Below are 14,314 nucleotides of genomic sequence, written 5' to 3'. Positions count from 1 at the left end.
CGCATGTCAAACAACATGAAAAATATTGAATTTGAAAAGCCGTCCTATTCAGAATGGCAAGATGCAGCAATCAAGGCTTTAAAAGGGAAACCATTCGAGTCTCTTTTAACGAAAACGAGTGAAGGTATTACATTAGAACCTCTTTACACCCAAGAAAGTTTAGTAGCAAAACTTGGAGAAGAGCTTGATAAACAAGTTGCTACGATCCGTTCCCTACAAAATAATGAAGCATTTCGAGTGGCACAGCAAATATATGCTGAAACAAGCGATGCATTTTTTGCACAGCTTGATGATAGCTTAGCTCGGGGCAATGAAGTAGTAACAATTGATAGCCGTGTGAATTTTGAATGGACTGAAGAAGTAGTGGCACAATTAGCGACTTATTTCTCTGAATATTCGTTTAAAATGTCGGTTGAAAATTCAAATGACCCATTATTAGCAGTATTCGACAAAATAGCAAATAATCAGCGAGAAGCTGTAAAAGGTTTCATCGTATCGAAAAATCCTATCTCTTTAAATAATTTCTCGAACGTGCGCTCAGTCGGTGCGGACACAACGGTTTATCATAATGAAGGCGCAAACGCGGTGCAAGAGTTAGCTTATGCACTTGCATTAGCCGTAAAATACGCAAATCAAGAAGAAAGCTTTGAAGCGTTCGCGAAGAAGTTTTATGTATCATTTGCAGTGGATACACAGTTCTTTACAGAGATTTCCAAACTCCGTGCTTTTAAAGTACTTTGGAAAGCGTTTTCATCTGCATATGGAGTATCTAATTGCGTAAAAGTTCCAACGATTGCTGAAACATCGGTAAGAAGCTTCTCGAAGCTGGATGTTTATGTAAACTTATTACGTTCGGCAAATGAAGCTCTTTCTGGCTTAATTGGTGGTGCGGATGTCTTTACAGTTCACCCTCATGATGCATTAACGAAACCAACAGATCAATCGGTTCGTATTGCACGAAATGTATCCTTAATCTTAAAAGAAGAAACAAATGTTTTAAAAGTTATAGATCCAGCTGGTGGCTCTTACTTTATTGAGTCATTAACAGCTGATTTTGTGAAAGAAGCTTGGACATTATTTTTAGAAATTGAAGCAGCTGGAGGTATCGACGCTTACACTGCATCTGGAAAGCTTGCGGAAGAACTAGAAAAATCCTACCAAGCTCGTATTAAAGCGGTACAAACACGTAAGCAATCATTAATCGGTACAAATATTTATGCTAATCCAGCAGATGTGCTTGAAAGTGCAACAAACCCAGCTTTTGCAGAAATTAAGCGCATTGCTAAACCTTTTGAACATTTACGTACGGAAATGACAGCAGCAAATGTAACAACAGGAATTTTAGCATTAGGTACACTAAAAAGCTCAAAACCACGTGCTGACTTCGTGTCAGGTTTCTTAAATACTGTAGGTCTAGTACCAGAAAAAAGTGAACCAATTGCTACAGCTGAAGAAGCATTAGCTTGGTTAAATACTACAGAAGCAACATATGTAGTCATTGCAGGAAATGATGACGATACAAAACAATTAGTACCAGCCATTTTAGCTGGCAAACGAGCAAACGTAATTGTTGACGTTGCAGGTAAATTTAAAGACGAAGAAGAAGCTTGGTTAGCAAATGGCTTAAACGGCTTTATTTTCGCAGGACAGAACATCATTGAAAAATTAAATTCAGTGTTCGCTAGCATGAAGGAGGTCCAACGATGAGCAAGCCAAATTTTAGTGCAGTTGAAATTGAAAAAGTTTTAACAGCAGAAGCGCCTCAAGCGTCAGAAGAAAAATTCATGACAAATGAAGGCATCGAAATTAAAGATATATACACAAAAGAAGATATTAAAGAGGCAAAGCATTTAAATGATGTAGCAGGTATTGCGCCAAATACACGCGGTCCATACCCTACTATGTATGTAGCTCGTCCTTGGACTGTTCGCCAATATGCTGGTTTCTCAACGGCTGAAGAATCAAATGCATTCTATAAACGTAATCTAGCAATGGGTCAAAAAGGTCTTTCTGTTGCCTTTGATTTAGCAACTCACCGTGGCTATGACTCAGACCATCCGCGTGTAACAGGGGATGTTGGTAAAGCCGGTGTAGCGATTGACTCTGTAGAAGATATGAAAATCTTATTTGACCAAATTCCTTTAGATCAAATGTCAGTTTCTATGACAATGAATGGTGCAGTATTACCAGTTCTTGCATTTTATATCGTTGCTGCTGAAGAGCAAGGAGTGACTCCTGACCAATTAGCGGGTACGATTCAAAATGATATTTTAAAAGAATACATGGTTCGTAACACATATATTTATCCACCGACAATGTCTATGAAAATTATTGCAGATATTTTTGAATATACAGCGAAATATATGCCAAAATTCAACTCTATTTCGATTTCTGGTTACCATATTCAAGAAGCTGGAGCAACAAATGACATTGAACTTGCTTATACATTAGCAGACGGCCTTGAATATGTTCGTACAGGGCTTAAAGCTGGAATCGATATTGATGCCTTTGCACCGCGTTTATCATTCTTCTGGGCAATTGGTATGAACTATTACATGGAAGTTGCAAAAATGCGTGCTGCACGCCGAATTTGGGCACAAATGATGTCAACGTTTAATCCGAAAAACCCGAAAACATTAGCACTTCGTACACACTCACAAACATCTGGTTGGTCTTTAACAGAACAAGATCCATTTAACAATGTGACACGTACATTAATCGAAGCAAATGCGTCTTCAATGGGGCATACTCAATCTCTTCATACAAATGCACTTGATGAAGCGATTGCTCTACCAACTGATTTCTCTGCACGTATTGCACGTAATACGCAGCTGTTCCTACAAGAAGAAACAGCTATGACGAAAGTTATTGACCCATGGGGCGGTTCATACTATGTGGAAAAATTAACAGACGAGATTACAAAATCTGCATGGGCTTTAATTGAAGAAATCGAAGAGCTTGGCGGTATGGCGAAAGCGATTGAAACAGGTCTTCCAAAAATGAAAGTTGAGGAAGCTGCTGCAAAACGTCAAGCGAAAATCGACTCTAAAACAGAAACGATCGTTGGCGTAAACAAATATCGTTTAGAAAAAGAAGAACCTATCGACATTCTTGACATTGATAATACGTTAGTTCGTCAAAAGCAAATTGAACGTTTAGAAGCTATGAAGGCAGCGCGCGATGAAGCAGAAGTACAAAAACATTTAGCTCGTTTAACAAAAGCGGCGCAAGATGGCGAAGAAAACTTATTAGCAATTGCAGTAGATGCTGCGCGTGCTCGTGCTTCATTAGGAGAAATTTCTGATGCGATCGAAGTTGTTTCAGGTCGTCATAAGGCCGTAATTCGTTCCATCTCTGGTGTTTACTCTGCAAACTTCTCAGATGAAGAGCAAATTACTGAAGTGAAACAAATGACAGAGGAGTTCCTTGGAAATGAAGGTCGTCGCCCACGTATTTTAGTAGCGAAAATGGGACAAGATGGACATGACCGTGGTGCAAAAGTTGTGGCAACAGGCTATGCTGACTTAGGCTTCGACGTAGATATTTCACCATTATTTATGACACCTGCAGAAGCAGCTCAAATGGCTGTGGAAAACGATGTTCATGTCATTGGTGTATCTTCATTAGCTGCAGGTCATAAAACATTAGTTCCTGAATTAGTAGCAGAGCTAGAAAAACTGGGCCGCGAAGATATCATTATTATTGTTGGAGGCGTTATTCCAGCACAAGATTATGAATTCCTTTATGAAGCTGGCGCAGTAGCAATTTTTGGACCAGGTACAGTAATTCCTGTATCTGCACAAAAGATTATTGAAGAGATATACAAACGTTTAGGCTATGAGGAAGTGTCTGAATAATGGACAAAAACAAAGGAATGCCGGAAAGTGCGCTATTTGTTATGGACGGAGTAGAGGCAACTCACGACGGAATGCAATATGGTACACCGAAAAAGTTCCGAAAGAAAAAAGCAGACAATTTAAACGTACAGGAGCTTGCACAAGAAGTACGTGCTGGCTCTCGTACACAATTGTCAAAAGCTATTACACTCATTGAAAGTTCAAATGCAACACATAAAGTGCAAGCACAAGAACTTTTACAAGAGCTTCTACCACATACAGGAAACAGTGTCCGCATTGGGATAACAGGCGTGCCTGGTGCAGGAAAGAGTTCGTTCATTGAGGCTTTCGGAACGATGCTTTGTGAGTTAGGGAAAAAAGTGGCAGTCCTTGCGATCGATCCGAGCTCTTCTTTATCGGGAGGAAGTATTTTAGGTGATAAAACTCGAATGGAGGAGCTCGTGAAAAAGCCTAATGCTTTTGTTCGTCCCTCTCCATCAGCTGGTACCCTAGGGGGTGTTCATAAAAAGACGCGTGAAACGATGCTTGTTTGTGAAGCGGCTGGCTATGATGTCATTTTAATAGAAACAGTTGGTGTTGGACAAAGTGAAACGTATGTTCGAGGGATGGTTGATTTCTTCTTGCTGTTAGTTTTAACAGGTGCCGGAGACGAGTTACAAGGCATGAAGAAGGGCATTATGGAGTTAGCGGATGCCATTGTTGTTCATAAGGCGGATGGTGATAATGTTCGTCTGGCTAAAAAAACGGTATCCGAGTACAAGCAAATTTTACATTTCTTACAGCCTGCAACACCAGGTTGGATGTCCACAGCAATGCCGGTTAGCTCGTGGGAAAAACGTGGTCTCGACAAAGTCTGGAATACAATAGGGGAGTTCAGACAAATCGTTGAGGCAAATAATTACTGGTCAATCAGACGTCAAAATCAGACAAGAGATTGGTTCCAATCGATGATTACCGACCAATTAATCGATATGTTTTATGGTAATCCAGAACGGAAAGCACAAGTGCAGCTTTTAGAACGTCAAATTTTAAATGGACAGTTGACAGTTACACAAGGTGTAGATCGTTTATTTAGCGATGAACAATCACAGAAATAATATCATCTAATATATGAGCAAGTAGGTGCACAAATTCGTCACTAACTGCTATGATAGGAGATGTATGAGCGTCGAATATCTAAAGCTAGTAAGTTTCACTTCTTTCAGCTGAAAAAAGTGAAAGCCTCTGGACGCAATTATGCCGAGACATAATTGCTGATGATGACGCGAACTTGAAAGGAGCTATCGCTTTATGAATATGGATTACGATTTATTTATGCAAGAAATTTTAAAAACAGCACGTGCAGAAATTGAGGCTGCAGGTTATGAGCAGCTTCGCACGCCTGAAGCTGTTGAAGAGGCGTTTGCTCGTCCAGGTACAACATTAGTCATGGTAAACTCAGTATGCGGCTGTGCAGGAGGTATCGCACGTCCATCAGCAGCACAATGCGTACATTACGATAAACGTCCAGACCATCTTGTAACGGTGTTTGCTGGCCAAGACAAAGAAGCAACTGCAGCTGCTCGTTATCTCTTCGGTGAAGATCATTTACCATCTTCCCCATCATTTGTGTTATTAAAGGATGGACAAGTAGTAGCAGAAGTTGGACGCTATGAAATTGAAGGTCATGACCCAATGTCAGTAGTAACAAACTTACAAGCAAACTTTGAGGAATACTGCGACGAACTTTAATTTTATTCAATTATAGAAGAGCTATTCATTTAGCAGAAAACTCCGCAGGCTATAAAATGTCTGCGGAGTCTTACTACTAAAAAATTCTCCGAATTAGCATCGCTTTCTCCACTGATTCCAGTAGAATTGCATTTAGAATTTTTGTAATATTGGCTAAATGATTAGCTTATAGTTTTCTTTAAATTGAATAAAATAAGTAGAGTACTAAAAGATAGGAGGCAGTCGACTTGAAGAAGTTTTCAATCGGCTATCGTACATTAAAAACGGCATTTGGTGCAGCACTCGCTATTGCCATTGCCCAATACTTTGAATTAGCTTCTTATGCATCTGCTGGTATTCTAACAATATTATGTGTACAGCCAACGAAGAAAAAATCTATTCATGCTGCTTATACACGATTTGTCGCAAGTATTATCGCAATGATTTATGCATTTTTGAGCTTTGAGCTATTTTCCTATCATCCACTTGCATTAGCAGGTATGCTACTCATTTTTATACCAACAATTGTGTCATTAAGGGTAGCGGATGGATTTGTCTCTAGTGCAGTTATTATCATGCATATATATGCAGCTAAAAGCTTTTCATTAGCGCTTGTTTATAATGAATTCGCATTAATGGCAATTGGTTATGGTACGGGAATAGCTATAAATATGTATATGCCAGACATTCAAAAGGAATTAAATTACTATCGAGTTAAAATTGAGGAACTTTACAGTAAGATCTTTTTAGAAATTGCCAACTATTTAAGAGAAGGCGATACATTGTGGGATGGGCAGGAAATTATTGAAGCGATTAAAGTATTGAATAGTGCAAAATCCCTAGCGTTTAAAGATGTTGAAAATCATTTTACGAGACGAGAAAATGACTACTACGTGTATTTTGATATGCGTGAACAGCAGTTAGAAATTATTGATAGAGTTCTTCCTAAAATAACGGCACTTCCTGTTATAGTACAAGAGGCTGATATCGTTGCTGACTTTTTACAAGACCTTGGTGAACATGTTCATTCAGGAAATACGGCTAGTCATTTTAGAGAAAAATTAGAGCAAGTAAAGATGGATTTCGCCCAATTACCATTGCCGAAAAATCATGAGCAATTTTTAGCGCAAGCGGCACTTTATCAATTTATTGAGGAAATGGATCGATATTTAGAAATAAAGCAGTCTTTTAAGGGGTTAAAGGTAAAGAAAAAGCGCCCGCAGTAATGCGGACGCCTAGCCTTTCATTACACTATCATCGATAAGCCGAATGCTAGAGATGAAATTACCATGATCGCGACCATAGTATAAACTACGATTTTTTGAAATTTTTTATTACTCATATGCTCGTTCGCTCCTTCTTTTCTTATAAATAGTTTAGCAAATCTGAAAAATTTCTCAAGTAGTAGAGTTTTGACGAAAAAGTCTGTAAAATAGATTATGTACCATAACAGAAGGAGATGTCACCATGGAGAAAGTAGATCATATTGGGATTGCGGTCCGAAATCTTGATGAACGCATTACATATTATACAGAAACTTTAGGCTTAAAGTTGCTAAAAGTGGAAGAAGTAGAATCGCAACAGGTTCGTGTTGCATTCATAGATGCGGGAAATATAAAAATTGAGTTATTAGAACCGATGAGTGAAAAAAGTACTATTCATGGATTCATCGAAAAACGTGGAGAAGGTATTCACCATGTAGCTTTCGGTGTAACGGGGATTCGTGAGCGTATGGCTGAGCTTCGTGAAAAAGGTGTACGTCTTTTATCAGAAGAGCCAGGACCAGGAGCTGGTGGTGCAGAGGTTGCTTTCATGCACCCGAAATCATCTTTCGGTGTGTTATATGAATTATGCGATAAAAGTGGAAAAGGGGATAAGTGATCAGTATGGATATGTTCGACAAAATTAATGAGTTGTATGACCGTAAGACAGTGATTGAACTTGGTGGCGGCTATGAGCGCATCGAGAAGCAACATGATAAAGGTAAATTAACTGCTCGTGAGCGTATTGAATTATTACTAGACGAAGGTACATTTTTCGAGATCAACCCATTCATTACACACCGTACAGTAGACTTCGGCATGGACAAGATGGAAGGCCCTGGTGACGGAGTAGTAACTGGTTTCGGTAAAATTAATGGACGTCCAGTATACTTATTCTCTCAAGACTTCACAGTATTTGGTGGAGCGCTTGGTGAAATGCACGCTAAAAAAATGGCAACAGTAATGGATCTAGCAGCAAAAAATGGTACACCATTTATCGGTATTAATGATTCAGGTGGTGCTCGTATTCAAGAGGGCGTACTTTCACTTGATGGTTATGGTCATATTTTCTATCGTAATGCAATCTACTCTGGGGTAATTCCACAAATCTCAGTTATCATGGGACCATGTGCTGGTGGGGCGGTATATTCTCCAGCAATTACAGACTTCATTCTTATGGTTGATAAAACATCTCAAATGTTTATTACAGGACCTAAAGTTATCGAAACGGTTACTGGTGAAAAAATCTCTGCTGAAGATTTAGGTGGTTCTAAAGTAAACAACGCTATAAGTGGTAACGCACACTTCCGCGCACCTTCTGAAGAAACAGCGATTGATCAAATTAAGAAACTATTAAGCTACTTACCACAAAATAATAAAGAAAAAGCTCCACGCCAGGCACGTCCAGAGGGTGACGACTATCGTCCAGAAATCGTGGATACGATACCAATCGAAACAACTCGACCTTATGATGTTCGTAAAGTAGTCGAGCAAATCGTGGACGCAGATTCATTTATGGAAGTGCATTCAGAATTTGCGAAAAACGTAGTAGTTGGTTTTGCGCGTATTGCTGGTGAATCAGTTGGTCTTGTATGTAACCAACCTAAAGTATTAGCTGGTGGTTTAGATATTGATTCTTCAGACAAGGCTGCTCGTTTCATTCGTACTTGTGATGCTTACAATATACCAATCATCACATTTGAAGACGTTTCTGGTTTCTTCCCAGGCGTTAAACAAGAGCATGGTGGTATTATCCGTCACGGAGCGAAAATCCTTTATGCATACTCAGAAGCAACTGTACCAAAAATTACAGTGATTCTACGTAAAGCATACGGTGGTGCGTACGTTGCGCTTAACTCTAAATCAATTGGGGCTGATTTAGTATTTGCTTGGCCTAACGCAGAAATTGCTGTTATGGGTGCGGCAGGTGCAGCTAATATTATCTTCGCGCGTGAAATTGCCAAATCAGAAGATCCAGAAGCAACACGTGCAGCGAAAATTGAAGAATATAAAGAGAAATTCGCAAACCCATACGTTGCGGCATCTCGCGGTATGGTAGACGATGTTATCGATCCACGTGATACGCGTATTAAGCTAATTCAAGGGCTAGATATGTTAGCGAACAAACACGAAACACGTCCAGAGAAAAAGCACGGAAACATTCCTCTATAACAATTGTACAAGCCTAGTGTCCATTCGGATTGCTAGGCTTTTTTTGACTTATACTAACTTTAAATAATTAAAGATAAATTATAAATAACAGATAATTGAAACATATTTTGATTTCATTCGTACATATATGTAATAGGAGTTGAGATGAATGGAATGGAAACAATTACAAAAAGAGCAAGGAATAATACATGCACAATTAAGAACTGCCAGTAGATTAAGTGAACAAAAGGTTTTAATTGAACAGCAAATCGGGCATGCCCAACAGGAAATTGACAAACATTCTAAAGCACTCAATCAAATTCGTTTAAGACTCGATAAGTTAGAAGGCTTTTCTTTTATGAATATGATTCGTACGTGGGCAGGGCAACAAGATGAGCTACGTGCAGAAAAAATTGATAAAGCAGCTATTCTTGAATTAAAAATAAATGAAGCAAAGAAGATGGATGTTGATTTGGCGCATGATTTGGGGCAAATAAACACCAAGCTTTCTCAAATTAATGAAAAAGAGTTACAAGAAGCTTTAAGCCAATTAAATGCTAAAAAGAAAGGCTACTTACAAATCCATGAGCCTGAACAGGCAAAAAGGCTTGAACAATTAGCACATGAGGAAATGCATACGAAACAACTACTGATAGAGATAAAGGAAGCAGAAGCGGCTGGTGAAACAGCACTTACTGAGCTTGGACAAGCAGCAGAGTCCTTGCATTCCGCTAATGGATATTCAACTTGGGATACGTTTTTTGGTGGAGGATTCTTTGTTACGCATTTAAAACATGATGCACTGGATAAGACCGAAAATTATCTTCACAATGCTCAAATTGCGTTACAACGCTTCCATAACGAACTGCTAGATGTACATGATATGTCAACGAAATCCTTACAAGTTGATACAGATGGATTCGTGAAATTTGCGGACTATTTCTTTGATGATATTTTTTCGGCTTGGTCTGTCCATTCTAAAATATCCACTGCAAGAGATCAGGTTTCTCGTGTACAAGATGATGTACATAATACAATTTTGCGTTTACAGGATAAACATAACAAGGCAGATGATTATTTGAAGTCTCTGCAAAAAGAAAAAGAAGCGATCATTTAAAACGTAGATGTAAAGTAAACTGTGAAAAGATTTTCCTTTTTTCTAACGGGTTCGGTTGATTGGGAGAAAAACACTAAAAGTGAAGTTAATAACAACCTCAATGACACTTATTTTAACAGTAATTTAGTAACATAAACGACAGATAAAAACGCTCAGTAATTTGAGCGTTTTTTTGTGTAAAGCCCCCGTTTGACTACGCCGAAGGTTATTAAGTATCACCGTAGTATTCTGCAAAATGTAAAAAGCCAAATTTCCTCACAAGAAAGTTTCTTAATTCGCCATGAGTAGCTTTTTCTATTGGAGGGTTTGTTAGGGAGTATGCTTTGGCATTTAATTCGGCAAATTTTTCTTTATCTACTTCATTATGTTCTTTATCTTCAATAATTCCTGAAGAAATTGCGGCCTTTGGATAACCCATAAAAAATATATGTGTTCTTAATGCCATACTGGGTGTTGAATGTAACAATATAATTACAACCAACAAAGAAACAATAATTATAACTTTTTTCTTCAAGTCGCTACTCTCCCCAATAAAAGTTAATAATCTATAAAATATTTTAATGTAATTTTCTGTTAAATGTAAAAAGTTTACTTAAAAAGCTAACTATCTAGATAAATTATATTTTTTAAATTTTGGTGATATCTATTCGTCTTCCTGAGGTGAGCAGTGTGAATTCTTCATGAATGGTTCTGATCTGTACGTTTTGAAGATAACGAAAACTTGATTTGTCATGTTTGTCATCTAACCGTCCAGTCCAAATTTGTTCAGTCGTTTTTGTTTACGTTAAGTGCTACTTTCCTTTCAATCTGAAAAAAGGTGCTTCCATAATTATCAGTACTTTTACCTCTATATAATTTGCGAATCGAATAGAAGCGGGTATTTGCAGCCACCAATTGAAAAACAATGTAATCGTTTTATTTTCCCAAACGCAGCAGTATGCTAAAATATAGAAGATAACTATGACGTGGAAAAACACGTAAACTAAGGGAGTCCTACAACATGACAAGTCGTTTAGTAGAAGAGTTTTTTGAGCTCGTACAAATCGATTCAGAAACAAAATATGAACAAGTGATTGCGCCGGTTTTAGTCGACAAACTAACAGCGCTTGGTTTTACAGTAGAACAAGATGATGCACATACTAGAAACGGGCATGGAGCAGGTAATATACTTGCTACGCTAAAAGGTTCATTAGATATCGAACCAATTTATTTTACTTCTCATATGGATACAGTTGTCCCAGGTAAAGGGATTAAACCATCTCTTCGTGAAGATGGCTATATTGTTTCAGATGGTACAACTATTTTAGGTGCTGATGACAAAGCTGGTATCGCAGCATTATTTGAAATGGCTAAACGCTTAAAAGAGCAAAATATTGAACACGGTGATATTGAATTTATTATTACAGCTGGCGAGGAAAGTGGCCTTGTTGGCGCTAAAGAGTTAGATCCATCTAAAATTAAGGCGAAATATGGCTTTGCGGTAGACAGTGATGGCAAAGTAGGGGGAATTGTCACAGCAGCTCCATTCCAAGCGAAAGTTTCCGTTAAAATAATTGGTAAAACAGCGCACGCAGGTGTTGCTCCAGAAAAAGGAATTTCAGCGATTACGGTTGCTTCTAAATGTATTGCAAAAATGAAGCTAGGTCGATTAGATGAAGAAACAACAGCAAATATTGGTCGCTTTGAGGGTGGTCAGGCAACAAATATTGTGTGTGATGAAGTAACGATTCTTGCAGAAGCTCGTTCAATCGACAAAGCGAAGTTAGATGCACAGACTCAGCATATGCAGGAGACGTTTGAGCAAGTTGCTGCTTCATTAGGAGCAAAGGCAGAGGTTGATGTAAAGCTAATGTATCCTGGATTCCGTGTAACAGAATCAGATAAAGTTGTTCAAGTAGCGATTGCAGCTGCACAGAACATCGATCGTACACCAAAGCTAGGTATTTCAGGCGGAGGTTCCGATGCTAATGTTATTGCAGGCTTTGGCATCCCTACAGTCAATCTTTCTGTTGGATACGAGGACATTCATACAACAAATGAAAAGATCCCAGTAGAAGAATTAGAAAAATTAGCAGATTTACTTGTTGAAATCGTAAAAGAGTCTGCGAGAAAATAACAACAGAATCGAAGGATGTGACCGTATGGAAAGTGTGAAGGCAGTAGTTTTTGCTTGTGGTACAGAGGAATATGCAGTGCCTGTGGAGCAAGCGATTTCGATTGAAAAGTTAGAGCAAGTAACACCGATTCCTCATTTGCCTAATTATCTTCTAGGTTTCACAAGAATTCGTGGCGAGCTTGTGCCAGTGCTTGATTTTGAGCGTATTCTTTATAATCGTTCCTCTAATGCTGCAACAGCACGTATTATTGTGTTGAACACGGATGTTGTGAATTATGGATTACTTGTCACAGAAGCTCGTGAAATTCTTGATTTTGATGAGTCGGTATTAAAACAGATGGGACTAGTCAATTATTCAAAAACACGCTACTTTACAGCTGTGGCAAATCTAGAAAATCGTATGATTACTTACGTTGACCCGAAAATTCTTGTGAATTCATTAGAAGGTATTCGTGAAATAATTAATTATTTGCACAAAATGCTTGAAAATGAAAAGGAAACGTAGAGGCTTGAGTTTTTATTAAAGCTAAAAATTAATTCAATAATACACATCAAAGTTGATGTTCTAGACAGAATTACAAATATGTGATTCTGTCTCTTTTTTTAACTTCTTTCTGCGAATGTCTTGAAGTTCATTACCAAAACAAAGGTGGTTTCCGTTCCGACAGTTACTGAGGGTGGAAGATATGCCGTGCTCTTAGTCTGAGGTCCTCTATCTACAGAAGATATCTTTCGTAAATAAATAATAAATTTGGGAGGTATTCCTCACATGGATTCAAAGAAAAAGGAAACACCAGAAGAGAAAAGAGAGAATTTAAGAAAAAGTGAATGGGTTGGAAAGAAACGCTAGTATTAATTTTAGTGTTATTTATAGGATACATTACGTACAAATTGTTTTTCAGTTAAAGGAATATTTATAGATAATCTCTTCTACGTTTATATGCTGATATAGTAAAAATAACCTGTGTTCTTTTTTTCTAGTTGAAAGTTGTTATTAAAATTTATGCGTATTACCTACAGACATCTCCGTTTTATCGTCGTATTATGTAAAGGAAGAAAACTACTGTAAAAGGCAAACTTCACCGAAAGGGAAGGACGCAAAGCCGTGAGTCTAAACACTATTTTTAGTGCATGATCGTCAGGTTGCCAGGTTCTGTTCTATGAGCCTCGGCAAATAGAATGGAGATGTGATTATATGGTAAGTCGTTCACTATCAAAAACATTTATTGTTTTTATAGTAACAATTGTAAGTATGCTAGGATTAACAATGGGAAAGGTAGACGCAAAGTCCATGCAAGATAAGGCTACTTGGTTATGGGATACGACAAAGATTGTCGAAGATGAATCAGGGGCACTCTCATTTTTAGAAGGCAAACAAGTAAAGAAATTATATTTACAAATTAATAGTGATATAGCAAGTGACGATTACAAAAGTTTTATCAATAAAGCTACGACAAAAGGTATAAAAGTATATGCGCTAGATGGTTCAGCAAGCTGGGTATCAGCAGATGGCTATAAAATGCAGGATCAGCTGTTTGATTGGATACAATCATATAATGAAAATGCAGCAGCAACAGAGCGATTTTCTGGAGTTCATCTCGATGTAGAGCCTTACTTAAATAGTGGTTGGAGCTCGAACCAAGAAAAAACGATTGAATCCTATCAAGCGCTCCTCACTAGAGCCAAAGGGAATACAGAGCAATTACAATTGCCTTTAGAAGCAGATATGCCATTTTGGTTTGACGAAGTTTCATATAATAACCAATTTGGTTCTGGTTTATTAGCGGACTGGGTTATTGACCAAGTGGAAAGTGTTTCAATAATGGCTTATCGAGATGCTGCTAAAGACATTATTAAAATTGTTGAACATGAAATAAACTATGCCAAAAAAGTAAATAAATCAATTGTTATTGGTGTGGAAACTGGGGCTTCTGATGAAGAGAAAAATATTACCTTCTATGATAATGGAGAAGCCTATATGAATAAACAGTTAGCACAAGTACATAAACAGTATGCCAATAAAACGAGCTATAATGGTTTTGCCATTCATTATGTTGATAGTTGGATGAATATGAAGCCGTAAAAAATCCTCTCCAGCGAT

At 38.0% G+C, this 14,314-nt stretch carries 13 protein-coding genes, 1 pseudogene and 1 riboswitch; of the genes and pseudogenes, 12 read left to right on the top strand and 2 right to left on the bottom strand.

The features are described 5' to 3' along the window. The first annotated feature begins 15 nt into the window (after window positions 1–15). The 5 genes from AC3WSK_RS08290 (at window position 16) to AC3WSK_RS08270 (ending at window position 6,793) form a co-directional block, all read left to right on the top strand. Entirely contained in the window at window positions 16–1,707 is a 1,692-nt protein-coding gene (locus tag AC3WSK_RS08290) for a methylmalonyl-CoA mutase family protein (protein WP_492412069.1), read from the top strand. After that, window positions 1,704–3,857 carry a methylmalonyl-CoA mutase gene (gene scpA / locus AC3WSK_RS08285; RefSeq protein WP_427484932.1) on the top strand — a complete coding sequence of 718 codons (2,154 nt, stop codon included), beginning with the start codon at window positions 1,704–1,706 and terminating at the stop codon, window positions 3,855–3,857. The genes AC3WSK_RS08290 and scpA overlap by 4 nt, the downstream gene beginning before the upstream one ends. Continuing rightward, a complete protein-coding gene (gene meaB, locus AC3WSK_RS08280) occupies window positions 3,857–4,954 on the top strand; it encodes a methylmalonyl Co-A mutase-associated GTPase MeaB (protein ID WP_079561760.1) in 1,098 nt (365 codons plus the stop codon). The genes scpA and meaB overlap by 1 nt, the downstream gene beginning before the upstream one ends. A 193-nt stretch (window positions 4,955–5,147) precedes the next feature. Next, the gene (locus tag AC3WSK_RS08275; RefSeq protein ID WP_079561759.1) at window positions 5,148–5,588 is read left to right on the top strand and encodes a BrxA/BrxB family bacilliredoxin; all 441 of its coding nucleotides are present in this window, start codon (window positions 5,148–5,150) and stop codon (window positions 5,586–5,588) included. A 227-nt stretch (window positions 5,589–5,815) separates the two neighbouring features. Next, window positions 5,816–6,793 (top strand): aromatic acid exporter family protein, encoded by a 978-nt coding sequence (locus AC3WSK_RS08270; RefSeq protein ID WP_492412072.1) that lies wholly within the window; start codon window positions 5,816–5,818, stop codon window positions 6,791–6,793. A gap of 20 nt (window positions 6,794–6,813) precedes the next feature. On the opposite strand, the gene prli42 is transcribed toward AC3WSK_RS08270, so the two are convergent. Beyond that, a complete protein-coding gene (gene prli42, locus AC3WSK_RS08265; protein WP_170938970.1) occupies window positions 6,814–6,909 on the bottom strand; it encodes a stressosome-associated protein Prli42 in 96 nt (31 codons plus the stop codon). Between the two features lie 125 nt (window positions 6,910–7,034). On the opposite strand from prli42, the gene mce reads away from it, so the two are divergent. The 3 genes from mce to AC3WSK_RS08250 all read left to right on the top strand — a co-directional run bounded on the left by mce (window position 7,035) and on the right by AC3WSK_RS08250 (window position 10,097). Further along, window positions 7,035–7,448 (top strand): methylmalonyl-CoA epimerase, encoded by a 414-nt coding sequence (mce, locus tag AC3WSK_RS08260; RefSeq protein WP_079561757.1) that lies wholly within the window; start codon window positions 7,035–7,037, stop codon window positions 7,446–7,448. Window positions 7,449–7,453: 5 nt separating this feature from the next. Continuing rightward, on the top strand, window positions 7,454–9,001 hold the full coding sequence (locus tag AC3WSK_RS08255; RefSeq protein ID WP_079561756.1) for an acyl-CoA carboxylase subunit beta: 1,548 nt from the start codon (window positions 7,454–7,456) through the stop codon (window positions 8,999–9,001). A gap of 148 nt (window positions 9,002–9,149) precedes the next feature. Then, complete coding sequence (locus tag AC3WSK_RS08250; protein ID WP_492412075.1) at window positions 9,150–10,097, top strand: hypothetical protein; 948 nt, start codon at window positions 9,150–9,152, stop codon at window positions 10,095–10,097. A gap of 208 nt (window positions 10,098–10,305) precedes the next feature. Here the strand turns inward: AC3WSK_RS08250 and AC3WSK_RS08245 are convergent, their stop codons facing one another. Next, complete coding sequence (locus tag AC3WSK_RS08245) at window positions 10,306–10,611, bottom strand: YjcN family protein (RefSeq protein WP_079561754.1); 306 nt, start codon at window positions 10,609–10,611, stop codon at window positions 10,306–10,308. Window positions 10,612–11,097: 486 nt separating this feature from the next. Here AC3WSK_RS08245 and AC3WSK_RS08240 point away from each other — a divergent pair, with 486 nt between their 5' ends. The 4 genes and pseudogenes from AC3WSK_RS08240 (at window position 11,098) to AC3WSK_RS08225 (ending at window position 14,296) form a co-directional block, all read left to right on the top strand. Next, the gene (locus AC3WSK_RS08240; protein WP_492412077.1) at window positions 11,098–12,213 is read left to right on the top strand and encodes a M20/M25/M40 family metallo-hydrolase; all 1,116 of its coding nucleotides are present in this window, start codon (window positions 11,098–11,100) and stop codon (window positions 12,211–12,213) included. 25 nt (window positions 12,214–12,238) lie between these two features. Then, entirely contained in the window at window positions 12,239–12,718 is a 480-nt protein-coding gene (locus tag AC3WSK_RS08235; RefSeq protein WP_492412080.1) for a chemotaxis protein CheW, read from the top strand. A gap of 264 nt (window positions 12,719–12,982) precedes the next feature. Beyond that, a pseudogene (locus AC3WSK_RS08230) lies at window positions 12,983–13,119 on the top strand (DUF6366 family protein). Between the two features lie 155 nt (window positions 13,120–13,274). Beyond that, a riboswitch (cyclic di-GMP riboswitch) is annotated at window positions 13,275–13,364 on the top strand. A gap of 44 nt (window positions 13,365–13,408) precedes the next feature. Next, the gene (locus AC3WSK_RS08225; RefSeq protein WP_492412082.1) at window positions 13,409–14,296 is read left to right on the top strand and encodes an amidase; all 888 of its coding nucleotides are present in this window, start codon (window positions 13,409–13,411) and stop codon (window positions 14,294–14,296) included. The last annotated feature ends 18 nt before the right edge of the window (window positions 14,297–14,314 follow it).

Source organism: Lysinibacillus sp. EB271-A1-10B, from assembly GCF_058791335.1.
Note: the sequence above shows the minus strand (reverse complement) of the source record. Positions and strands in the feature narration are given on the sequence as shown.